At 42.0% G+C, this 23373-nt stretch carries 23 protein-coding genes and 1 tRNA gene; 9 read left to right on the forward strand and 15 right to left on the reverse strand.

Features of this window, described 5'->3' with window-relative positions:
* Window positions 1–27 precede the first annotated feature (27 nt).
* Entirely contained in the window at window positions 28–702 is a 675-nt protein-coding gene (locus ACXYMT_RS00605; protein WP_459057160.1) for a DUF4097 family beta strand repeat-containing protein, read from the forward strand.
* 111 nt (window positions 703–813) lie between these two features.
* On the opposite strand, the gene ACXYMT_RS00610 is transcribed toward ACXYMT_RS00605, so the two are convergent.
* Window positions 814–2832: a S9 family peptidase gene (locus ACXYMT_RS00610; RefSeq protein WP_459057161.1), complete on the reverse strand. Its 2019-nt coding sequence runs from the start codon at window positions 2830–2832 to the stop codon at window positions 814–816.
* A 497-nt stretch (window positions 2833–3329) separates the two neighbouring features.
* Here ACXYMT_RS00610 and ACXYMT_RS00615 point away from each other — a divergent pair, with 497 nt between their 5' ends.
* The 3 genes from ACXYMT_RS00615 to ACXYMT_RS00625 all read left to right on the forward strand — a co-directional run bounded on the left by ACXYMT_RS00615 (window position 3330) and on the right by ACXYMT_RS00625 (window position 6416).
* Complete coding sequence (locus ACXYMT_RS00615; RefSeq protein WP_459057162.1) at window positions 3330–4073, forward strand: cyclase family protein; 744 nt, start codon at window positions 3330–3332, stop codon at window positions 4071–4073.
* 1008 nt (window positions 4074–5081) lie between these two features.
* A complete protein-coding gene (locus ACXYMT_RS00620; protein WP_459057163.1) occupies window positions 5082–5609 on the forward strand; it encodes an RNA polymerase sigma factor in 528 nt (175 codons plus the stop codon).
* Window positions 5610–6416 carry an anti-sigma factor gene (locus ACXYMT_RS00625; RefSeq protein ID WP_459057164.1) on the forward strand — a complete coding sequence of 269 codons (807 nt, stop codon included), beginning with the start codon at window positions 5610–5612 and terminating at the stop codon, window positions 6414–6416. It begins immediately after the preceding gene.
* A gap of 125 nt (window positions 6417–6541) precedes the next feature.
* Here ACXYMT_RS00625 and ACXYMT_RS00630 read toward each other — a convergent pair whose 3' ends face one another.
* From ACXYMT_RS00630 to ACXYMT_RS00650, 5 genes are all read right to left on the reverse strand, one after another.
* Window positions 6542–6997, reverse strand: a complete 456-nt coding sequence (locus ACXYMT_RS00630) for a hypothetical protein (protein WP_459057165.1) — start codon at window positions 6995–6997, stop codon at window positions 6542–6544.
* 17 nt (window positions 6998–7014) lie between these two features.
* Window positions 7015–8307, reverse strand: a complete 1293-nt coding sequence (locus ACXYMT_RS00635) for a tetratricopeptide repeat protein (RefSeq protein ID WP_459057166.1) — start codon at window positions 8305–8307, stop codon at window positions 7015–7017.
* A gap of 76 nt (window positions 8308–8383) precedes the next feature.
* The gene (locus tag ACXYMT_RS00640; RefSeq protein ID WP_459057167.1) at window positions 8384–8935 is read right to left on the reverse strand and encodes a DUF4331 family protein; all 552 of its coding nucleotides are present in this window, start codon (window positions 8933–8935) and stop codon (window positions 8384–8386) included.
* A 24-nt stretch (window positions 8936–8959) separates the two neighbouring features.
* Complete coding sequence (locus tag ACXYMT_RS00645) at window positions 8960–9616, reverse strand: DUF4331 family protein (protein WP_459057168.1); 657 nt, start codon at window positions 9614–9616, stop codon at window positions 8960–8962.
* Window positions 9617–10081: 465 nt separating this feature from the next.
* Window positions 10082–10163: transfer RNA gene (locus ACXYMT_RS00650), tRNA-Leu, on the reverse strand.
* Window positions 10164–10397: 234 nt separating this feature from the next.
* On the opposite strand from ACXYMT_RS00650, the gene ACXYMT_RS00655 reads away from it, so the two are divergent.
* From ACXYMT_RS00655 to ACXYMT_RS00665, 3 genes are all read left to right on the forward strand, one after another.
* Entirely contained in the window at window positions 10398–11795 is a 1398-nt protein-coding gene (locus ACXYMT_RS00655; protein ID WP_459057169.1) for a dipeptidase, read from the forward strand.
* Between the two features lie 163 nt (window positions 11796–11958).
* Complete coding sequence (locus tag ACXYMT_RS00660) at window positions 11959–12324, forward strand: BlaI/MecI/CopY family transcriptional regulator (RefSeq protein ID WP_459057170.1); 366 nt, start codon at window positions 11959–11961, stop codon at window positions 12322–12324.
* A gap of 2 nt (window positions 12325–12326) precedes the next feature.
* On the forward strand, window positions 12327–13880 hold the full coding sequence (locus ACXYMT_RS00665; protein WP_459057171.1) for a M56 family metallopeptidase: 1554 nt from the start codon (window positions 12327–12329) through the stop codon (window positions 13878–13880).
* Between the two features lie 81 nt (window positions 13881–13961).
* Here ACXYMT_RS00665 and ACXYMT_RS00670 read toward each other — a convergent pair whose 3' ends face one another.
* From ACXYMT_RS00670 to ACXYMT_RS00700, 7 genes are all read right to left on the reverse strand, one after another.
* On the reverse strand, window positions 13962–14537 hold the full coding sequence (locus ACXYMT_RS00670; protein WP_459057172.1) for a PhnA domain-containing protein: 576 nt from the start codon (window positions 14535–14537) through the stop codon (window positions 13962–13964).
* A gap of 155 nt (window positions 14538–14692) precedes the next feature.
* A complete protein-coding gene (locus ACXYMT_RS00675) occupies window positions 14693–16405 on the reverse strand; it encodes a DUF885 domain-containing protein (RefSeq protein ID WP_459057173.1) in 1713 nt (570 codons plus the stop codon).
* A gap of 56 nt (window positions 16406–16461) precedes the next feature.
* Window positions 16462–17463, reverse strand: a complete 1002-nt coding sequence (locus tag ACXYMT_RS00680) for a metal-dependent hydrolase (RefSeq protein WP_459057174.1) — start codon at window positions 17461–17463, stop codon at window positions 16462–16464.
* A gap of 156 nt (window positions 17464–17619) precedes the next feature.
* Window positions 17620–19392 carry a MutS-related protein gene (locus tag ACXYMT_RS00685; RefSeq protein ID WP_459057175.1) on the reverse strand — a complete coding sequence of 591 codons (1773 nt, stop codon included), beginning with the start codon at window positions 19390–19392 and terminating at the stop codon, window positions 17620–17622.
* A 2-nt stretch (window positions 19393–19394) separates the two neighbouring features.
* A complete protein-coding gene (locus ACXYMT_RS00690) occupies window positions 19395–19757 on the reverse strand; it encodes an MmcQ/YjbR family DNA-binding protein (protein WP_168137469.1) in 363 nt (120 codons plus the stop codon).
* A 17-nt stretch (window positions 19758–19774) separates the two neighbouring features.
* Window positions 19775–20164 (reverse strand): DUF4260 domain-containing protein, encoded by a 390-nt coding sequence (locus tag ACXYMT_RS00695; RefSeq protein ID WP_459057176.1) that lies wholly within the window; start codon window positions 20162–20164, stop codon window positions 19775–19777.
* The gene (locus ACXYMT_RS00700; RefSeq protein ID WP_459057177.1) at window positions 20161–20913 is read right to left on the reverse strand and encodes a cyclase family protein; all 753 of its coding nucleotides are present in this window, start codon (window positions 20911–20913) and stop codon (window positions 20161–20163) included. Before ACXYMT_RS00700 ends, ACXYMT_RS00695 begins: the two co-directional genes overlap by 4 nt.
* A 178-nt stretch (window positions 20914–21091) precedes the next feature.
* Here ACXYMT_RS00700 and ACXYMT_RS00705 point away from each other — a divergent pair, with 178 nt between their 5' ends.
* Both ACXYMT_RS00705 and ACXYMT_RS00710 read left to right on the forward strand, forming a co-directional pair.
* On the forward strand, window positions 21092–21307 hold the full coding sequence (locus tag ACXYMT_RS00705; RefSeq protein WP_459057178.1) for a hypothetical protein: 216 nt from the start codon (window positions 21092–21094) through the stop codon (window positions 21305–21307).
* A complete protein-coding gene (locus tag ACXYMT_RS00710; protein ID WP_459057179.1) occupies window positions 21295–21606 on the forward strand; it encodes a type II toxin-antitoxin system RelE/ParE family toxin in 312 nt (103 codons plus the stop codon). Before ACXYMT_RS00705 ends, ACXYMT_RS00710 begins: the two co-directional genes overlap by 13 nt.
* Here the strand turns inward: ACXYMT_RS00710 and hemW are convergent.
* Both hemW and ruvC read right to left on the reverse strand, forming a co-directional pair.
* Window positions 21603–22733: a radical SAM family heme chaperone HemW gene (hemW, locus tag ACXYMT_RS00715; protein ID WP_459057180.1), complete on the reverse strand. Its 1131-nt coding sequence runs from the start codon at window positions 22731–22733 to the stop codon at window positions 21603–21605. The two genes, ACXYMT_RS00710 and hemW, sit on opposite strands and share 4 nt — an antisense overlap.
* A gap of 75 nt (window positions 22734–22808) precedes the next feature.
* Window positions 22809–23360: a crossover junction endodeoxyribonuclease RuvC gene (ruvC, locus tag ACXYMT_RS00720; protein WP_168137463.1), complete on the reverse strand. Its 552-nt coding sequence runs from the start codon at window positions 23358–23360 to the stop codon at window positions 22809–22811.
* Between the last annotated feature and the right edge of the window lie 13 nt (window positions 23361–23373).

The raw sequence follows: 23373 nt of genomic DNA on the forward strand, positions 1-23373 counted from the left end.
ATCATCAATCAATCAAAAAACAGAACAATGAAAAAACTTGCACTAACCTTCATCGTATTGATCGGACTGAACGCCCAGGCACAAAGAAATGTTGAAAAAGAAGTCGCTTATAAAGGGCAGCCTGTAACTGTAGAATTTGCTTTTGCTTCAGATATTGAAATGAAGACGTGGAATAAGTCTTCTATAAGGATCGAAGCTTCTGTAGATACACAAGATAAAAAATATACCGAACAATATGAGCTGCAAGTGAAGAGCAGCGATTCGAAGATCGAGATCAGCTCAAACATGAAAGATCTTTTAGAAGGTTACCATGAGCAGTTTGGACAAAGAAATGATCTAAAACAGAAGATCTATTATACTCTTTTTGTTCCCAAAGGGGTGAACCTTGAATTGTCGAGTGTTACCGGCAGTGTGGCTTCAGAAGCTCTACAGGGGGATTTCAAGATCGACCTGGTAGTAGGAAATGTTGACATCAAAAAATTTCAAGGCACCCTGGATCTGAATTCGGTTACCGGTAAAATAAATCTGCCGATAAAAGGCAGCTCCTACTCCGCGAAAACTGTAATGGGAGACATCCACGGCAATGATCCCGAAGCAGAAAAGAAGAAAGGCTTTATGGGAAAGGAAATGATGAAGGACCTAAAGAACTCGAAAAATAAAGTGACCTTAAGTACAGTAACAGGAGATATCTATTTGAATTAAGCTATTCCTTTCCTGATGAAGTTGCAGTAGAAAGATAAAAGATCCCGCCGTGAGCGGGATCTTTTAATTTTTGATAGAAGCAAACCTTTGTTTACCTCTCAAAAAAGGTATTTATTCCCTGTATTTGTCAAACCAGGCCAGGATAGCGGCTATCTTAGCTATCAGGTTACTGGGTTTGTTGGCTATACCATGTGAAGCTCCGGGAATGCGAACCATCGCTGCATCCACTCCTTCGAGCTTTAACGCAGTATAAAATTGCTCAGATTCGGCTATGGGAGTCCGGTAATCTTCCTCTCCCGTCAAAAGCATGGTTGGAGTGGTCACATTGCCGACATAAGTGATCGGCGAACGCTCAATATAAGTTGAAGGATCTTCCCAGGGCTTATTGGGGAACCAGTATTTGCTGAAGAAGGCAGGATTATCTGCATAGAGCACGAAACTGTACCAGTTGATCACCGGCTTGGCCACCACGGCAGCACTAAACCTGTTGTTCTTTCCAATGATCCAGGCTGTTAATACTCCGCCCCCGCTACCGCCGGTAACAAAAAGATTTTTCTCGTCAATAAAGCCTTTTTTGATCACCGCATCCACCCCGCTCATAAGATCTTCGTAGTCGTGGTTCGGGTAATCGTGATGAATGAGATTTCCAAATTCGGCACCATATCCACTGCTCCCTCGCGGATTTGAATAAAGCACCACATATCCCGCTGCAGCAAACGCCTGAATTTCTGCTGAAAAAACCGAGCCATAACTGGCGAATGGTCCACCATGAATTTCCAGAATGAAGGGATATTTTTTGTTAGGGTCAAAATCGGGTGGAGTAACCATCCATCCCTGAATTTCCCTTCCGTCATAGGAGGATTCCCAGGTGATCTCCTCTACATTTCCGAGTTTTCGGTATGAGAACAGATCTTCATTAAGATTAGTAAGTCGCTTCACATTTCTACCGTCCTTTACAGCAAGATCTGCCGGATGTAACGGTGTTCCCAGGGTATAGGCCAGTTCTCCGGAATTAGAAACTGAAAAAGCCGCTGCATTGTAGGGTCTACCCAGGGAAAGTCCGCCAAGGTCCTCGGCAACTACCCTGGTGTTTCCATTAAGATCTATATAGCCGATCTTTGTCTTTCCGTGGTCGTTGAAATTAAAGTAAAGTCCTTTTCCTTTTCCGCCCCACTTGATGTTCTCAATATCCCTGTCAAATTCTCCGGAAAGTTCCCTGATGTTAGTCCCATCGGGCTCCATTACATAGACCTCATTGATCTGATAACCCAGGTACTGGTCATCATAGCCTGTAAAAGCCACAAGGTCTCCCTTGGGAGAGACTTCAGGATTATTATCCGGGCCTGATCTGGAGGTGAGTGCATTTATTTCTCCCGAAGTGACGTCGAGTTCATAAATTTCAGAGTTGTTCGGCTCCAGATCTGCCTCCTCGTGGAGATTGGCAGAAAAGAACAGCTTTTGATCATCGGCAGACCAGGCAGGAGCTCCGAGGTCCTCATCTTCAGAAGTGAGCTGTCTTGGAGTACCGCCGTCTGTAGAGACAACAAAGATCTGGTCATTCCCTGACTTGAGATATCCCTGCCCGTCTCCACGATATTTCAGTTCATCTATATAAACAGGGGCATCATTCCATTTTGCACCTTCAGGTTTTGCAGGAAGTTCAATGATCGATTCCTGCTTTTTTGGAACGAACATATTAAACGCCAGGTGATCTCCACTGTTGGACCAGCTTACATTCGAAGGTGACTGGGAAGTATTAGTGAGAGGAAACGTTTCCCTGCTGTCCATGAACATCAGGAATAATTTCATTTTTTCGTCCTGCATGTTTGAAAGGAAAACGATCTTTTCTCCGTCGGGTGACCAGCGGGGATAAAGATCGCTTTGATTGCCCGAGGTAAGCGGCCGATTCTGAGTACCGTCGGAATTAATTATCCAAAGATTGGAGTAATTACTATCGGTCATGATATCTTTAAAATTCCTTACATAAATAATCTTTTCACCATCCGGAGAGATCTGCGGATCGGAAACAAATTCGAGGTCAAAGAAATCTGTAAGTTCAATAGGGGTTTTCTGGGCAGATGCGATAGCACCTGTGAGGAGGAACAGGAATAAAGGCAATAATTTTTTCATAAAAGAGATAATTAAGTTTCCAAAGGATCTCAAAATACGAAAACTCCTAATAAAGAACCTCCCTTTAAAAAGGCATTAAATAGCTGTTCTATCTATAACCTGGAAATAAAAGGTCAAATGGAAAGGATAAGCGAAAGAAAGTGATCTTCAGCAAACTTTTTTGAAGGCAGGATCATTTACTTTTCCTGTTCAGAATGATCAGGTATAAGGCGACGATCAAGATTGTCAAAATACCTCCTGCTATGTAGATCTTGTATTCCATTAAATTGAAAAGCTTTGGGTATCAAGGATCCGTAAAATTCGGGATATATTTGAACTAAGCATATGACAATTATCAGGTTTACCTCCCTGACTTACAATATTTTGTCTAAATTTAAGTACTGCTCCCAAATATTTTTAAAGTCACTCCCAGGCCACTTAACCACTTCACAAAATGATCAACAATGAAAATCTTTTTCCACTTTCCTGTTTTTAGTTTTCTGCTCTGTATGTTAACTATGACTACCGGATCTGCCCAGCTTTCCAATTCCCGAATAGTAGATCTTACTCATGAATTTTCGGAAGAAACCGTGTATTGGGTCACCGCCAGAGAGTTCGACCTGGACACAGTGTTTATGGGAGATACAGATAAGGGTTTTTACTACTCAGCCTATGACTTTACCACAGCCGAGCACGGCGGAACTCACCTTGATGCTCCCATTCATTTCGCCAAAGGCAGACAGTCTGTGGAACAAATTCCGCTGGAAAATCTTATTGGTCCGGCCGTAAAAATTGATGTTTCCGAAAGAGCTTTAAAGGATAAGGATTACCAGATCTCCGTAGATGACCTTTTGGCTTGGGAGAAGCAGCACAACAAGATCCCAGAAGGCAGTATCGTTCTATTCCAAACGGGCTACTCTCAATACTATCCTGATAAGGAGAAATATCTTGGCACCAGGGAGCGTGGGGAAGAAGCTGTTAAATTACTTCATTTCCCCGGTCTCTCCCCGAACGCTGCAAAGTGGCTGGTAAACAACCGAAAGATCAAATCCATAGGTATCGACACACCCAGTATTGACTATGGTCAATCCGAATTGTTCGAAAGCCACGTCATCCTGCTTTCAGAAAATATTCCAGCTTTTGAGAACCTCACTGCTTTGGAAAAATTACCCGCAAAAGGTTTTGATGTTATCGCATTACCCATGAAGATCAAAGGCGGAAGCGGCGGACCTTTGAGAATTATAGCACTTCTCCCGGAGTGATCTGTCTGTTTAAATTTTATCAGTTTTAACTGGAACTCCAGGATAAAAGGTAAATAATCCTTTCTTTCTTCATATTCTGCAATTAACATTTCCCTAAGCTGCTCATTATTCCTCATAATAGCGAACATGGCACCCTGCGCTCTAAGAAGCCTGGCGTCTCTTTCTACTCCAAGCTCCTGTTTATACAGTTCTTTTATTGCAGCAACAAACTCATTGTACATATTGTACTCTTCCCCTTGCAGATTCTTAAGTATAGCTGAAAAACAGAAGGCTTCCAGTACGGGCTTTCTTTCTGAAAGCGTTTCAGTAATACCATTCAATCCTGCACACACCTTCCCTTTATAGGATCCTTCTTCTGTAATTCCGAGAATATTGAAATACTTTACTGCAACATTCAGCAGCTCGTCCATTGAAACTGTATCTGCAATAATTGACCGGTTATTTACCTTTTTTGAAAAGTCTGCCATTAAAGAATTAAACTGTTCATCTTTTTGCAGAAATGATAAAAATTCGTCCTGCAGCTTCTCCTCTCCCTCAATTTCCATCAACTGCTGAAGGGCTTCACGATCTGTAAAATTTGTAAGCCAATATTCCAGGAAAAGTTTGTTGCTATCTACAAAGCCGGAAAGAGGATCTCCCGCATCAGGTTCCTTTACCCAGGTCCTTAAGTATTTCCGACCCTGGTATTCTTCCTTTGAGATCCCGAAGATCTCATCATAATTATTCTGAATACCAGATGAACTTTGAGCAAAAAGATTTAATTGAAAAAATAAAACGGGAACTAGGTAAATGATTCTCATAAAAATGATTTTCCTCAAATATAACTAAATAGTTAGTTGCACCTAATAGTTTAGTTGAATAATTTTTCTGTAGAAGTAATTCAGAATTACGTTTAATTAATTTTTTTACTAAAGAGAATTGACTCCGGAGAAACCTGTTTTAGTGATCTTTAATCTTAAAATGGAATAGTATCAATTAAATTCCTAAATTCGTCTTGTAAAACTTTTTATGGAGCTCAACGCCCTTATAGTCAACTTTAAGAAAAAAGATGGAAAGGCTTTCGAGTCCCTGTACGCTATGTACAGCGAAAGCATGCATGGAGTTATCTATAACATTGTGCGGGATAATGACATTGCACAAGAGGTCATGCAGGATGTCTTTCTCAAGGCATGGAATAACTCAGCATCTTACTCTTCGAAAAAAGGCAGGTTTTTTACCTGGCTCCTTAATATCGCACGCAATGCTGCCATTGATAAAATACGTTCCAAGGACTTTAAGAACTCAAAGAAAAACCTTGACAGCCAATATTTCGTAGATATAATAGAAAACGAAGATAGTTACAGTTCCACAGATGGAATTGGAGTAAGATCCTACGTTAAAAAACTGGCGAAAAAGTGTACAGAGATCATGGACCTGCTCTATTTTAAAGGATTTACTCAGAAGGAAGCTTCAGAAACCTTAAAAATGCCTATTGGCACCATCAAAACAAGGAACAGAAATTGCATAAATGAGTTACGTCAAATGCTTGGCGAATAAATGGAGGTAAAAGAATACATAGAATCTGGAATACTGGAACTTTACGTTGCAGGAGCTCTTTCTGAAAAGGAAAATGAGGAGGTTCATGCAATGATGTTACAGCATCCCGAAGTGGAGGAAGAAGTGCTAAAGATCGAATCTTCTATAGTTTCTCTTACTGCCGCCGCTTCCCCTTCTGATTCCGGCTATATATTACCTTCAATTAAATCAAAACTGAACTTAAACGATGACAGCACCCGGGTGGTACCCCTAAAACCTTCCCGTGCTCCCTGGATCACCTATTCCGGCTGGGCTGCTGCAGTTGTGGTTGGAGTTACTCTACTTTGGACCGTCAACGAGATGAATGCCTTAAAGGAGGAGATACAGGTCGTGGAGACAAATAATGACCTTCTGGAAGAACAGATCGAAAATGCAAACAACAGTTACGTTGAAGCCCAGAATTTATTAAATGTTTTAAGAGACAAAGACATAGTTACTGTTCCCCTGGCGGGGCAGGCAATTTCTCCTGAATCTTATGCCAAGGTATACTGGAATAAACAATCTGAAAATATTTACCTTGATGCCCAGGGCTTGCCTGAACCTCCAAGAGGAAAGGTTTATCAGGTTTGGTCGCTAAAAATGTCTCCCCTTTCTCCTACCAGTTTAGGTATCCTGGATAATTTTTCGGAAGACAAGAACAAGATCTTTAGCATTCCAAACCCAAATGAATCTGAAGCTTTTGGTATTACATTGGAACCTGCCGGTGGAAGTGAAACTCCTACTCTGGATCAACTCTATACGATAGGGATGGTTGAATCCACCTCCTAAAGTTCTGCTCTTTCACCCTACAATCCTTACGTTCCCTATTTTTATTTTGCTTTAATTTACTCCTATACTAAAGCGCCTGCCAAGAATTTGACAGACGCTCAACCAAAACAAACAGAAAGTTTAAACTAAAACCTATAGTTTATAGCAGTGCTTAACATAAAGTCCGCTTCATGGGCAAATTGGGCCGAACTCGTAACTCCTTCTCCCTCCAGGTAACCTTCAATTGCGAATTCCCTGTTATTCCACCCCAGCAGGTTCTCCACCGACCAGGTGACTGCGAGGGGTCCTAATCTGTGCCCTAACTGAAAATCAAAAAAGCTGACATCAGAAAGAACAACATAGGTTTCTTCACTAGTTAATTCATCTTCCATCCTTACACGGAAGTTGATGGCGAGGTTTTTAAATTGACCCGATAACAGTGTCAACTGATAAATATCTTCTGCTGTCTTAAAAAATTCAACAGGATTCTCTTCCTCCGCATAATATTCGATCTCCACTTTGATCGACTTTATACCCTCTTGTGAAGATGCGGTACCTACGAAAAGCAAAAACAAGAAATATGTAAAATGTCGTAGTTTCATCTTGAAAAAATTAGAGGTTATATCTTCCTAATCTCCTGCTCTGCAACAGGTCCCAGCTCATATGCGCTGTCCAACAGTTCTTTTTTAAGATCTTTTGCCTTTTCAGTATTTCCTGTAGCCTTGTAGATCTTGGCAAGATGGAAAAGTGCTTCAGGTTCAAATGTGTGGTCAACTATATGCTGTTCCGCAATTTGAAGTGCTTCATTGTAGTTACCACTATTATAGTGGCTCCAAGCCAAAAGATCATAAGACTGTGGAGTTGGCCTGTTAGCGACCTCCTGTTTTGCCAGTTCCAGAGCTTCCTCTGTGGCTGCAAATTCTTCGGCGAAAAGGATGGCATTAGTGGCATTATACATCTCCCCATAATTTTTATTAGAAACCGCCGCCATGAATGACTCGAGATTTTGGTTTTTTAGAGACCTGTCATTAATGTATTCAGCTATTTCAGCTTTCAGCAAATAATAGTCGGGAGATTTATGTTGCTTAGTAACAGAATCCAGGATCCTCAGTGCTTCCTCAGGATTTCTTTCATGTGAATACACGATCCACGCAATTCCTTTCTTAGCATAAGCATTAAGTGGGTCCAATTCCAAGGCCTTCAGAAAATGCTGATAAGATTTTTCAATTTCCCCGTTGTGCCCATAGAAATCTGCCAAATTCGTATAAGCCCATTGCATTAGGTTTTTTTTACCGGTCAATTCAGCCTTTTCGGTTGCTTTTTCCATATAGGTAATTGCCGTATCAAGGTCTCCCTTATGATCGCTCCATTTTGCATATCGAAGAAGGAAATCAAAATCTGAACGGTCTTCGATCTTCTCAAGATATGCTTCGGCAGTATCGTAATTCCCCAATTCCATGTGCACATCAAAAAGCATTTTATGAGTTCCGTTGATCTTCTCTCCGGTTTGTTCGGCTTTATTCAGAAGCTCCAATGCTTCCCGAAAGCGATGCTGAGAAATATAATTTCGCGCCAGGCTTTTTAGATAACCGGCAGTTCGGTAGCCGGTTGCTTCATTAGCTGAGATAAGATTTTCTTCGGCTTTTTTCAGGTATTCAATTTCTCCGGTTACCTCAAAAAGACGGGCCTGAGATGAGGCCAGTTGTGCCAGATAGGGAAATTGTTCGGGATTGTTCTCCAGTTTTTGTTGCCAGAAATTGTGGTCCTTAATAAATTGTTTTACCGCAATTTCAGAATCTTCTTGCAGATACGGGTCATAATCTTCAACCTGGGTTACCTGCCCCTGTTTTTCGTTGCAGCTTACTACAGCAAGCATCAACAGGATTAATAAAAATTTATACTTATTAAACATGGTTATTAATTTTTAGGTTTTGGTGGAATAAGAAAGATAGAGCACGCCAGGGGAAGCGTGCTCTATTAAAGGAGGTCTAATGCGGCGATGCCAGGTAGGGAAAAGAAGTAAGGAACTCCTTATCATTGGAATCGACATGGTCATCAGAAAATGCAGGATTTTCAGAAAAATCCGGTCCTCCAAAGATCAGTAACAGTTCAACAGTAATAACATCATCGGCTAAAGCACGCCCTGTCAACACATTTGTACCGTCAAAGAAGGTTGTAGTTCCATCGAGGGATACATTCAAAACATCTGTTGCTAAAGCTCCAGTAAAAGTTGCTGCATCCATACCCAAAGCATTAGTAGTGTAACCAGGATTTAAAGCTAGTAACTTGGATTCAAACATTTCCTGGAACTCTGCGTTTTGGTCTGACGGTACAGTTACGTTAAATTCATCTTTACTACCCGAAGAGACGAACACAGTGTTTATTGCTGGTCGTGCCATTTGATCTTCCTGCACGTATGTACCTGCAAGATTAGGATTCTGTTCTACCCCCATTCCCTTTCCGGGAAGATCTTCGGTCTGGCAACTTATTAAAGCTCCGGCCATTATAGCCAATCCTAAAATTCTATTTGAAATTTTCATAATCTTCATTGTTTTAATTTTGGTTTATTGTTTTCTTTTTGATTCTACCCACGCATTTATAGTTCCTGAACTACCTATCATTGATTTAGGTACTTCTACCACTACAGACATTACGTTTGTACCTGCGAAAGTGTCAGTTCCGGGATCATTAAATCCTGAAGCTTCTCCTGCAATGATTGCGCTGTATTGTGCAAAATCGAAGAAGAATGGATCATCACGAGGTCCTGCAAAAGCAGTGATTCCTCTTTTAGAAGCAGTAATTGCCTCCTCCCCGTATTCTGTGATCTTCACCGAAGTAACATCTTTAGCGCTCTCTGCGGTTAAAGTACTGGTGAGACCGGTTTGCTTTGGAGCAACAGGACCCAGAATGTACATTTTTCCATTCCTTGGTACTGCCTGGATGACCAGGTCTTCCACAAAGTCACCATCGTTATCGATGTTGAACTCGATCATAACGCTTTCATCAAATGAGGCCTCTGCAGTTGCCATAGGACTCAATAGTCCCTGAACATTCGCAACAAATACCATATTATCGGTATTGGCTCCCTGGAAAGCATAAAAATCGGTGATGTCACTTGTCCCTCCCTGAACTGCGGGAGCATCAATGTGATCTGCCGAGATTAAAAATAGACCGGCTACTAACAGTAAGCCGATTCCCAAAACGTGTTTACCCTTTTTCATAATTTGAAAAGTTTTAATTAATTAAATTTTGATTTCACTTATACCTACGAAGGAATAGAGGATGCGGTTTTCCTAAACTTTTGTTAAAGCTTAAAAGGCCCAAAATTTCAGGGGGATGTAACCGAAAGTCTTTAGATGAATTAATAAATCAAAAGCGGTTAATAAAGGCGTTGGGAAAGCTCAGGCATTAAGGGAGTGCTTTATGGTGGAAGATGATTAGACTGCAGTTACTCCCGTTATCTTCTGAATGTAATCAAGGTTTGAGGCAAGGCTAAAGGCGTAAGAGAGATCTATAATCCAGATTATAGTAAACTAAAAAAGCGCTCCATTTCTGAAGAGCTTTCTGTGCGGGCCCTTCGACTACCGCTCAGGATAAACTCAGGATCCGAACTTAATTAAATATTTAGAGAGGAATTTGAAAAAACCTAAAACTAAAAAAGCTCTCCATTTCTGAAGAGCTTTCTGTGCGGGCGAAAGGACTCGAACCTTCACACCTTGCGGCACTAGATCCTAAGTCTAGCGTGTCTACCAATTCCACCACGCCCGCGTCGGTATTTCAATATGTTTGCTTGTTGTAAGCGGATGCAAATATAAGTATAAGTTTGAATCTGCAAATAGGAAAAGAAAATTTTTTGCTGTCCCCGGCAAAATTTTTTCTTTTCAGATATGAGATATTAGATATAAGTATTGAGATTGTCTCGGGTTTATCTCAAGTCTCACTTCTAAAATCTAATATCTAAAATCTATTTTTTACCTTTACTTTCTTACCAAAAAACAAAGAATGCAAGACATAAAAGACTACGTGGATAACAACAAAGAGCGCTTTATAGATGAACTTATACAACTACTAAAGATTCCTTCCATCAGCGCCGATTCCAAATACAAAAATGACCTTTTAAACACCGCCGAAGCCGTTAAGCAGAGCCTGCTGGATGCAGGTTGCGATGTGGCCGAGATACATGAAACACCGGGACATCCTGTTGTTTATGGAGAGAAGATCATTGATAAAGACTTACCCACCGTGCTTGTTTACGGTCATTATGACGTACAGCCGCCAGATCCTCTTGATCTATGGGAGAGTCCGCCATTTGAGCCGGTGATCAAGAAGACGGAAATTCATCCCGAAGGTGCCATCTATGCCAGGGGAGCCTGTGATGATAAGGGCCAGATGTATATGCACGTGAAGGCCCTGGAGTACATGACCAAAAACGACAAACTTCCCTGCAATGTCAAGTTCATGATCGAGGGAGAGGAAGAAGTAGGAAGTGAACATCTAGGCTGGTTCATCGAAAAAAATAAGGAGAAGTTACAGAACGATGTGATCCTCATTAGCGACACCGGAATGATCGCAAAAGAAACTCCTTCTATTACTACCGGCCTACGCGGATTAAGTTATATGGAAGTTGAAGTAACAGGTCCAAACCGTGACCTTCACAGCGGACTTTATGGTGGTGCGGTAGCAAACCCTATCAACGTTTTGTCCAAGATGATTGCCTCCCTGCAGGATGAAGACAACCGCATTACTATTCCGGGATTTTATGACAATGTAAAAGAATACAGCGAAGCCGAAAGAGCAAAAATGGCCGAGGCTCCTTTTAACCTTGATGACTATAAAAAGAAGCTGAATATTGAAGATGTTCAGGGAGAAAAGGGTTTTTCTACCCTTGAAAGAGGCTCCATTAGACCAACTCTTGATGTTAATGGAATTTGGGGAGGATATACAGGTGAAGGTGCTAAGACTGTACTTCCATCAAAGGCCTATGCAAAGATCTCCATGCGTTTGGTATCCAACCAGGACTGGAAAAGGATCAGCGAATTGTTTACCAAACATTTCGAAAGTCTGGCGCCAAAATCGGTGAAGGTGAAAGTTACCACTCACCATGGTGGTCAGGCTTATGTCACGCCAATCGATACTTTGGAGTACCAGGCCGCCAATGATGCTTACGCGGAAGTCTTCGGAAAAGATCCGATCCCACAGCACAGCGGCGGAAGCATTCCTATTGTTTCCCTTTTTGAGAAGGAACTCAATAGTAAGACTATTTTGATGGGCTTTGGACTGGATACTGATGCAATCCATTCCCCGAATGAGCACTTCGGAATTTGGAATTATCTAAAGGGAATTGAAACGATCCCTTATTTCTACAAGCATTTTACAAAGCTGAAGCAAGCCGAGAAATAGTGATCTGTGGTCAGTGACCGGTGATCAGATTCGTTTAGAAATATAGACCTTACAGGTTTTCAGAACCTGTGAGGTCTTTTTTTGCAGGAAATACTACTTCTATGTTTGTAGAATAAAATATTTATTCTACATTTGTAGATATACATCTAATGTTGTAGAACAAATGCAATTATCCAAAGCCGAAGAACAACTCATGCAGATCCTCTGGAAAAAGGACAAGGCCTTCATGAAAGACCTCATTGATGCCTATCCCGATCCAAAACCTGCTCAAACCACTGTAGCTACTTTGCTAAAGCGGATGCAGGATAAAAATTTTGTAGACTATAAACAGTACGGAAGATCAAGAGAATATTTCCCGCTTGTCAAAAAGAAGGATTACTTCTCCCGACAGGTGAATGGAATGATCAAGAACTTCTTCAACGATTCTGCATCGCAATTTGCCTCTTTCTTTACGACGGAAACCGATCTCAGCAAGAAAGAACTGGAAGAACTACGAAACCTAATTGACCGCGAGATCAAAAACAAATAGCTATGGAGATCTATTTTCTAAAATCTGTCGCCTGCCTCGCAATTTTGCTGTTATTCTACAAGCTGTTGCTGGAAAAGGAGAACATGCACCTTTTTAAAAGGTTTTATTTACTTGCTGTGCCATTAATTTCCTTCGGAATTCCACTTATCAGTTTTCCTGAATATGTCAGTATTTCTTCTGAAGGTATATCCTCCTTCGGCGAAGTTTCATTTACTCAAACAGCAGCTGAATTTCCCTTTTTTGAGGCACTTCTAATTTGTGTCTATGTTCTGGGAGTTCTTTTCTTCGGAAGCAGATTTTTTTTAAATCTCACATCTCTTCTTAAGCGGGCAAGGAATAATCCTAAAGTAGAAGCTACGGGGGCAACTCACGTCCTTTTAAAAGAGCATGTCATACCCCATACCTTCTGGAGCTATATCTATCTAAACCGGGACAAATTTGAGAAGGATCAAATTCCACAGGAGGTGATGGATCACGAACTTGCTCATGTAAGGCAAAGACATACTGCCGATATTCTGTTCATGGAAGTTCTTCAGGTTTTATTATGGTTCCTTCCCCTAATATACCTGCTAAAAAAGGAGGTTAAACTGAATCATGAATTCCTGGCGGACAGTGAGGCTTTAAAAAATGCAGAAAACATTGGTCTTTATCAACAGATCCTGCTTTCCTTTTCATCGGAAGAACAGAATAAGCTTGTCAATTCAATCAATTATCAATCAATCAAAAAACGATTTACAGTTATGAAAAAACAACCCTCTCAAAAAGCTATTTTAGGAAGAACATTTATTTTCCTTCCTCTGCTGGCTATTCTACTCTACAGTTTCAGTGACAGAGAAACTGTTCTTATTGATACCATTACTCCTGATTCTGAGATGATTCAGGAAAAAGCTACTCCCGAAATGGTGGCAGAGTATAACGCCTGGGCAAAAGCTATGAAAGCAGAAACAGGAGAAAAAGCGATAACAAAGGATAAGCTGGATCGAATGCGGCACATTTACCGCCTCATGACACCTGAACAAAGAAAAGCAGCTGAAGAATTTCCGGAGGTCACCAAAACCATAATTATAGAAATAGATGAGATAAGAGACAGCCTTGCCACCAGGAAGGAAAGAAGAGAAGAAAGAGCTGCGATAAGAAGGAAAAGGGAAATGATTAAAGAGGAGAAAAAAATTCTTAGACAGGATAGAGAAGATATTAGGGGTAAAAGACGTGAGGTCATCATTGAAAGAAGGAGAAGCCAAGGTGAAATACCTCCCCCTCCACCACCACCCCCGGCTCCTACTGTTTCTAAGAACGGAGATATTCCCGTGCCACCTCCACCCCCACCTGTACCGGAAGTTGATGATTTACCCGCTCCCCCACCACCTCCTCCATCTCCCGAGGAAGCAGTAAAAAAATGGATGGAAGAAGGGGCTGAATTCTACCTCAACGGCAATAAAGTTTCCGGAAAAGAAGCTCTCAAGGCAGTACAGGAAAATAACGGAAAAAACCTGAGCGTACAGGTTCAGGACAGTGGTTCCGGAAAAACGGTAAGGATTTCAAATAACCGGGGTTAAAATAACAAACCTCACAGGTTTTTTGAAAACTGGTGAGGTTTCTAACTAAATAGCATAGACGCAGATATTCCGCGCCTCTGTTTATACCTTTTTGACAAACTTGGTAAGGATCACGATCTGCTGACCATCCACCTTACCTTCTATCTGCTCCGGATTGTCATGAACTAAAGAAACTCTTCTCACTGCAGTTCCTCTTTTGGCCACCATGCTCGACCCACGAACCGGAAGATCTTTAATAAGCACTACTGTATCTCCTGCCTCAATGGTTACTCCGTTGCTGTCCTTGTGAACCACTACGCCGGCACTCTCTCCTGTAGCTTGTCCTGCCTTAGCCCAGGCCATTTGCTCCTCCTCCATGTACATCATATCCAGGAGGTCCTGTGGCCAGCCTTCAGCCTTTAACCGGTTGAGCATTCTCCAGGCCATTACCTGTACTGCAGGAACCGGGCTCCACATGCTGTCATTGAGACATCTCCAATGGTTTGGTTCCATCTTTTCGGGATCTTCGATCTGTTCCTTACAGGTTCCGCAAATGAGAATGTGGTTTTCCACATCTGCAGGGGAATCGGGGATTGCGAATACCTGCAGATCTTCTTTGGAACTGCAGAATTCACACTGGGATCCGCTTCTTTGAAATAAATCTTGTTCGAGGCTCATGGAGAGGTTTTATTTAAGGGTAAATGTAAACTTTTCCTGTACCAACATACCTCACAGGTTTTGAAAACCTGTGAGGTCTACACAATTATTTCACAAAGGCGCGAATTTTTAGTCTTGGTTTTTGATTCTGGCAGCGCAGCGATCTTCTGTCTATATTACTTTAAACTCCTCTCAATGTATGCCTCCACCCGCTCCTCAAGGATTGGCAGCGTCACGGTTCCCTGTTCCAGGATCACTTCATGGAACTTCCTGATGTCGAAATCTGTTCCTAAAGCCTCTTCGGCTTTCTTTCGCAGCTCCCTTATCTTCATCTCCCCAATTTTATAGGAAACTGCCTGCCCCGGCCAGGAGATGTAGCGGTCCACTTCAGTATTGATATTGTGCATGGAAAGTGCTGTATTGGAGCGCAGGAATTCAACTGCCTGCTCGCGGGTCCAACCTAAAGCATGGATCCCTGTGTCTACTACAAGTCGGCCGGCGCGCCATTGTTCATAGGTCAGTTTTCCAAAGCGCTCATAAGGAGTGCGGTAGATCCCCATTTCCTCTGCCAGAGTTTCGGAATACAAGCCCCATCCCTCTCCAAAAGCCGATAGATAGAAGTTTCTCCTGAATTTCGGGATACTATCTCCCAACTCTCCATTCAACGAGATCTGCAAGTGGTGACCGGGCACTGCTTCATGCGCAGTAAGTGCCGGCAGCACGTACAAAGGCCGGTTCGAAAGATTATAGGTGTTTACCCAATAGTAGCCGGGTTGAGTATCATCATTAGCTCCAACGTATCTCCCGGTGGTGTACTTGGGTGCTATAGCATCGGGCACCGGCGCTACACCATAAGGTTTTCTTGGTAATGTTTTAAAAAATTTAGGAAGCTGGGCATCTATGCGTTTTGAGATATCCCTCGCCTCCTTTAGAAGTTCCTCTCCGGTCTCGACATAAAACTGCTCGTCGGTTCTTAAAAAATGAATGAAATCTTCAAAACTGCCCTCAAAACCAACTTCAGCAATGATCTTTTTCATTTCAGCATTGATCCGTGCCACTTCTTCCAAACCCTTTTGATGGATCTCTTCTGCGGAAAGATCCAGCGTGGTATAATAGTTCAGGCGGTTCTGGTAATATTCCCTGCCGCCCGGTATTTCTGAAACTCCTATAGACTCCCGCGCCGCCGGAAGATATTCGGTCTCAAAAAAGGTCTTTACACGCCTGAATTGTGGGATCACATTCTTAGCAACCGCTCTTTCAGCTGCAATTAATACCGAATCTTTCTGCTGCTGACTCAATACTGCCGGAAGCTTCAAAAATGGCGAATAGTAATAACTTTTTTTTGGATCTTCTACGATCTGGTCATTGTACGTAGCCTCATAACCCTTAAAAATGACAGCAGGCTGTAAAATGCCTTTTTTGATTCCCTTCCGCAGTAAAACCAGGTGTTGACCTACATAAGCGGGAATCGCATTCAGCTTGTTCAGGTAGTCTTTCACCTGCTTGTAATTACTGAAATCCCGCACGTGGTAAGGCAGACTCACATGAAAGCCGGCATCTGAAAGCAACGGATTCAAATAAGCTTCATATTCATAGAAATTCACCGTTTCCTGAAGATCGTGCCTCAAAAGCTCGGCAGAGATTTTTTCAGTTTCAGAAAGCTCATCTTTATTGATCTTTTCCAGTTCCTTTATCCTCTCACGAGCAAATTCGGCCTGCTTTTTATAATATTCTTCGGTGTATAGCCCAAGAGGAAAAGCTTTTCGGTCATAGCCTTTGTGCTCATCTACTTTTTCGATGACCTGTTTTAGAGCTTCGGAAGGATTTTGACTCTGTGCCTGAAAATTTAAAAGTAGAGAGAATATAAAGGGCCAAAAAAGGTATTTCATGATCAGGTTTTTGTTGAATTGTAAATATATAATTTCCGAAGAATTTTTCCTGAAGCCTAATTTCCTTTAATGCGCTCCCAAAGATCCTTCAGGATCTGTTTGGCATCTCCGGGACGCTTAGGTTCTTCTTCAGCTCTAATAGTACCATCTTCCGGGATTAACTTATAGCTAAAAGCAAAACTTGATTCCTCATCTGACGGATTTAGCTTTCCGAAGCGCAGATCATTGAAGTACAGAAAACCATCTTTTTCAGAAATGGTATACCAGCCATTGGAGATATCTATTAAACGCTGAACGTTTTTATCATTTTTGAGACTTCCCAGGTAATGATGATTTTTTGGAACTGCTTCAAACCTTATCATCTCCTCGTCAAAAAAGGAATAGTAGCCAATGAGGAAATCATTTTCGGCTTCAGCATTTGCAGCCCATAAAATAGAATTCAATGGGGTTGGACGGGTATCGAGGCGGGAATAGAAAATACCCTGCCGCTCCATATCTTCTGCGAATTGTTGGTGAGCAATTAATTTCAGGACCACCGTCAGCATTAAATAGGTTGTGCTAACAATTAATCCAAGTCGGTTATATTTTGCCCTTTTTGGATCCTCTTTTTTCCGTCGCATGGCGAGGATCAGAAAGATCAGGAAAGGCAATGTGTACAAAGGATCAATAACGAATATGTTCTTAAATGCCAGGCGAATGTCCAGTGGCCAAAATAACTGCGTGCCCCAGGTGGTAAACGAGTCCAGAATAGGATGTGTAAATAAGCCCCAGAACAGGAGCCAGGACCAATCTTTCCAGCCAACCCCACTCTTCCTCTCAATCTTTGAAATGAGCCAGCCAAAAACCGGAGCAGCCAATACTGCAAAGAAAATGGAATGTGTAAAACCCCGATGAACTTCTATAGCAGTTATAGTGTCCGTAAAATTGCTTGCGAGCGCATCAAGATCTGGAATGGTGCCGGCAATAGCCCCGTAAAGCATCGCCTTATTGCCGACTTTCCTGCCCAGCACAGCCTCGCCTACCGCGGCACCGAGTACTATTTGAGTAAGTGAATCCATTTAATTATTCAAGGTTTAAAATTCGGGATTCAAGATTATTGGTTCTCGGCACGGATTGCAAATCCGCGCCATCTCTTGTGGTTTTTTTAAGGCAGACCTCACAGGTTTTCAAAACCTGTGAGGTCTAATTCCAATTCGTACTTCTAAATTCTACCTTCAGTCGACAATTTCCATTTTCTTCAGCAGGAAAGAGGCATTCATGTTCTGGCAAATTCCTTTTTTGAATTGGTAGTCGAAATTGAGTTCGTCGTTGATGATCTCGGCGTCAAAATAGTAATTTTTAACCTGCGGCAGTTCTTCGGCTACTTCACAGAGGCTTAGATCGTGAGTGGCGATGATTCCGGTGGAATTGGAACCGATCAGTTTTTCTATGAACTTGCGGGAGCCAATGGCTTTGTCTGTGCTGTTGGTGCCTTTCAGGATCTCATCAAGAATGATGAAATACTGATCGGTTTTGATCTGATCCACAACAAACTTCAGCCGCTTTAATTCCGAAAAGAAGTAAGATTCGTCATCTGTAAGCGAATCTGTTGTGCGCATGCTGGTGATGAGCTTGATTGGCGTATAATGACAAAAGGTAGCGCAAACCGGCAGACCGACATTCCCCATCAAGATCTGCAGACTTACAGTTCTCAAAAATGTGCTTTTCCCGGCCATATTTGCTCCGGTAATGATAAAGAACTGCTCTTTTTCAATAGAAAAGTCGTTCGCAACACGCTTTTCAGGATCTAAGAGAGGGTGCGCCAGCTGAGTGGCTTCAGAAATATGAGAATCGTGATGCAGTTCGGGAAACACATATGATGGATGATTAAAGGCGAAGTTTCCGAAGGAATTATAGGCATCAAAATATTCTATAGCGCGAAACCATTTTTGAACCTCCTGCCCGTGTTCACCTATCCACTGCTCCAGCTTCCAGGAATATCGCAGGTCCCAAAGCATAAAACCCTTTCCTATGATTCCGAAGATCATATTGTTGCCCTGTTCCAGGGAGTCGATAGCTCTGGAAAATTTTTTCAGAATTACTGAGGCTTTTTGTTCTTCAGAAACTATAAGATCTTTATTCTTCCTTAACAATTCTGAAGTAAACGAAGTATTTTCGATTATCGCCAAAAGCTGATAGTACTGGTGAAAAGTATCCTGCACTTTGCCCACACTGTCAGAAAGCAGATTAATACGCTTCATAAAAAACCCAGTGATGAGCAGTCCCGTAAAAAACCAGATCCCCAAAGAGACCCCGCTGATATAATCCAGAATGAAACCCATGATTATAATAGCAGAGAGTATTGAAAATAACACCGGTAACCACTTCATTACTCGGGGGACAAAATTTTTATATTGGTCCAACCATTCTATGATCGTAAGGGTTCGTGTCTCAGTTTTGACCAGGGTCGCAATGGCCGAGAAATTTTGCCGCCAATCGGCTTTTTCAGCAAGTTCCTTAATCGCCTCCTGCTTCAGGTGAATATCATCAATATCATTGGAGAGCAGCAGCTGCGCAAGCTTTTCTTTACCTTCTACCAGAGCTGAACGATTGAGATACTGAAAAAAGGAACCTCTTCCGAAGAGATCAATATCCTGACTGTAAGGGTGCAGGGGATCGGCGAATTCGTCTCCTGTTGGCAGGGTTTGAAAATTCCGCTTTAAAACTTCAAGTTCGGTTTCATTGATATTGAACAACTCCTGAAATTTGTCCCGCTCGTACCGCAGATCGGTGTGCCGGGAAACCAGAAAAATAAAGATCCCGATCCCCACAAGAAGAGAAGCTACAACAGCTGTTAAATCTCCCCAAAAAGCATAAACGGCATAAGCCATCGCCAAAAATACGAGTAGTCTCAAAAGGCTCGAGAGGCCCAATTTACGTGATGCCGCTTGCAGATGGGAACGGTATTTCTCAATTTGTGAATTATAAAAAGTTGTGGGATCCTGCATTTTTAACTCTGTAGATTATCTAATTCCTGTTGAAGTTTCTTCGGAAGGCTTTGTACCACCAGATCATAAGAATGCTCGATCAAATCGAGCACCAGTTGCGGCGGAAGCATTTCAATCTCAAGGCTGTTCCAGTGCTTCTTGTTCATATGATAAGCGCCTTCAATATGGTCGGGATGTTCATCCCTTAAAGCAATAGCTCTCTCGGGATCACACTTAAGGCTCACCCTGAAGGGAAGGCTTTCCAAAGCTCCAAGTGCAAACATTTTGCCCATCACCTTAAAAACAAGCACATCGGGTCCAAAAGGCAGCTCCTCGGTCACAGCTTTCTTCGCGAGGCAATAATTTCTGAAGCCTTCAACATCCATAGCTCAAAGATAAGAAATCAGGAGAGCTCTGAACCTTTCCCGGACTTATTCACTTTTGAATTTCCTATAGTGTCTAAATGAGTGAATTTAAAACCTTCTTCATATTTCAATCCGTAGCCCAGAAGTCTGTCAAAAGCAGCATGAGAGAAAATGATCACGCCAATAAGCTGCATCACGGGAATAAGGAAAAAGAACCCAAAAAGATAGATCATAATCGCCAGCCCTTTATGGTGGAAAAGATTATATAAAAAAGCACCGGCTCTGTTACCAAAAGCATATCCTATCATTCCCAGATCGGGTGCAAGGAAAAGAATTAAAAACCAGTACCAGTCGTAGTAGAGAAAGCCAAAAACGTAGATTCCGAGCAGTAGCATAGCCAGCTCTTCCAGTTTTAAAGTTGTTTTCATATTTTTTCGGGTTTATAAAGCACCGGTTTTGATGGTGCAGCATCATTTTCAAAAGAAGCAGGTTGTAGGTTTAAAAAATAGAAGCCATCTTCGATGCGTGAGGGTACGTAGACAAGTTCGGTAATGGTGGCTTCAAAGCGTGTATGCTTTGGATAATTCCAGAAGGCTTTATGGGCCAGAAGTTTTCCTCCGTCTTCTTCCCGGTCTACAGAAGGAAGGTCGATTAGCAGGTGTTCTACTCCGCATTCCCGAAGGTAAATTGCAGCTTCTTCCTGTAAGTACGGCCAATTGGTATGAGAGTAGTGTTTGCTGCGCTTGGCGATGCTATTAGGTAATGTGCGAATGATCACCGCCTGCGCCTCTCCCTCTCTAAAATGGGATTTTAGCTGCTCTTTTGTGATCACCTCATCTCCACCAGACTTTTCCGGCTCAACAGAGATCAGTTTAGCAGCAAAGAAGAAGGTTTTTAGGCTGTCATTTATGCCATGGTATTCCGAGGTAATATGCCCAACACATTCGGTATGAGTAGTGTGCCCATGCGGATTAAAAAGGATATTGTTAAAATTCACAGATGCACCTTTGCTCACTTTGCCCACCCAGTTCCCTTCCTGCACCGGCTCTATCCTTGGCGCCTTTAAATACCATGCCACCGGATTCTTGTCATCGCCTCTTAGACTCAGGGAGATATCCAGGGGTTTGGAAAAGTCGATTTTGAAGGTCTGGTTATTATACTGAATGCTTGCCTGCATTGAAAATATTTTCTTTGGGATGTGGTAAAAATAGAATGTTTTTCTGACTATTAATATTCACTACCCAAAGAACAATCTTTCCAGGTTTAGTCAATGGTATTTAAAATCTATACCTCTAATAATTATTATCTTTACTAGACGGGACTTAATAGCAAAGGCAATGAAAACAATACAAAAATTGAAAAGTAGACTGATTGATCGAATTATGGTAAGCGAAAATGAACAGCTTTTAAATGCCATTGAAGGTCTTTTTAGCGCTACTCAGGAGAAGGAAGAGATAAATTTAACTTCTGATCAAATTGAGATGCTTCAAATGAGTGAAGTGGATATCAACGAGAATAGGCTTATTTCTGAAAAAGATCTGATGAGACAGGACGAGGAATGGATGAAATAGAAATTCTTTGGACTTTTACGGCTAAAGGACAGAGAGATCAAGTCTTTCGGTACTGGAACGAGCGAAATGGAAATACCAACTATTCACGAAAATTAAACACCGTAATCAGGGAAAGGCTCGAAATTCTTAGAACCCATCCCGAGGTAGGTAAGCCTGCCAATTTTCCTGAGTCCCGCATTTTAATTTTGAGGCACTATAGTATCATCTACAAGTGTGATTCGCCTAAAATCTTTATTACCGGTTTTTGGGATAATAGAAAAGATCCTGCAAAATTACTCCGTTTTTTAAAAAAGATTTAATTCTCCTCCACCCAAAACAAGTCTGCAGCAATTCCATCGCTTAAGAATTTGCCTTTTTTGGAAACCTGGAGACGGTTGTCGTTCCATTCCAGCATACCGGAATCAATTAACTTCGCAGCTTCTCTAAGCAGGTAATCCTTGTATCTTCTTCTAAAGCTCCTTTCAACCTCATCTACAGCAATTCCCCATTTGGTTCGCAGACGCGTCATGACCAGTTCGTTGTAGCGATCTGATATCGATAGTTTCTCAACTTCAGCCGGAATTTCCCCTTTTTGAAGGGCCTTGATGTAGAGCGTATTGTTATTAATGTTCCACTTGCGGTTGAAGCCATCGAAAGAATGTGCAGAAGGACCTATTCCCAAATAAGGTTTACCAAACCAGTAGGCGGTGTTATTCCGGGAGAAGAATCCAGATTTGCCGAAGTTGGAGAATTCGTAATTGTCAAAGCCGGCAGATGCTAACAATTCGGTCATGATCTCATACTGCTCCTTTGCCAGCTCCTCCTCTACCGGAGCTATTTTGCCTTTCTCGATCATGCTTTTCAAAGCTGTCTTAGGTTCTACCGTCAATGCATAGCTTGAAATATGCGGTACGCCGAGATCCAAAGCGATCTGCAGATTTTCTTTCCAGCGTTCATTGCTCATGCCCGGAATGCCGTAAATAAGATCAATGGAAATATTTTCGAAATACTCTTTCGCCAGTCTTATGGATTCCAAAGCCTCTTCGGAATTGTGCGCCCGATTCATCAACTTAAGATCTGCTTCAAAAAATGACTGCACCCCAATACTTAGCCGATTGACTGGAGAAGCCGCAAGCATCTTTATCTTTTCCTCAGTAAGATCATCGGGGTTGGCTTCGAGAGTGATTTCGGCATCAGCAGCAACTTCATAAGATTCGTGAATCACTGCGAAGATCTGCGCTAGCTCTTCCGCAGAAAGCAGCGACGGAGTTCCGCCTCCAAAATAAATGGTCTCCACTTGATCCTTTATTTCATCCTTCCGCAGCTTCAATTCTTTGCAAATTGCCTCCACCATCTCCGGTTTCTTCTTTACCGAAGTCGAGAAATGAAAGTCACAGTAGTGACAGGCTTGTTTGCAGAAAGGCACATGTATATAAATTCCAGCCATTGTTTTAATTTGATGATTTGGTAATTTGAAAATTTGAAGATCATTTTCAAATCTTCAAATCCACACATCTTCAAATCATTTTATTTTTCCCGGATTTTGCTTCACAAAAGCTGCCCAACCCGAATAGCTCTTGCCAATTTCCACTTTTCCGGAGTTATAGAAATGACAAACAGCAGCTGCGAGTCCGTCGGTGGCGTCGAGATTCTTGGGGAGGGATTTGAGGGAAAGAAGACTTTGTAACATGCCGGCGACTTGTTCCTTACTGGCATTTCCGTTTCCGGTGATCGCCATTTTTATCTTTTTTGGAGAGTACTCGGTTACCGGAACTTCCCTGCTTAAACCTGCTGCCATTGCCACTCCCTGCGCCCGACCCAGCTTCAACATGGATTGGACATTCTTTCCGAAGAAAGGCGCTTCAATCGCGATCTCATCGGGGTGCCAGGTGTCGATAAGCTCCACGGTACGCTCAAAGATCAGCTTCAGCTTAACGTAAGGATCGTCATATTTTTGAAGGTGCAGTTCATTGAGTTGCAGAAAGGACATTTTTTTATTCACCACCTTGATGAGACCGAATCCCATGATCGTGGTTCCGGGGTCAATGCCTAAAATGATTTTTTCGGTAGTCAAAAGCTTCGTAATA

The organism is Salinimicrobium sp. CAU 1759, from assembly GCF_054482715.1.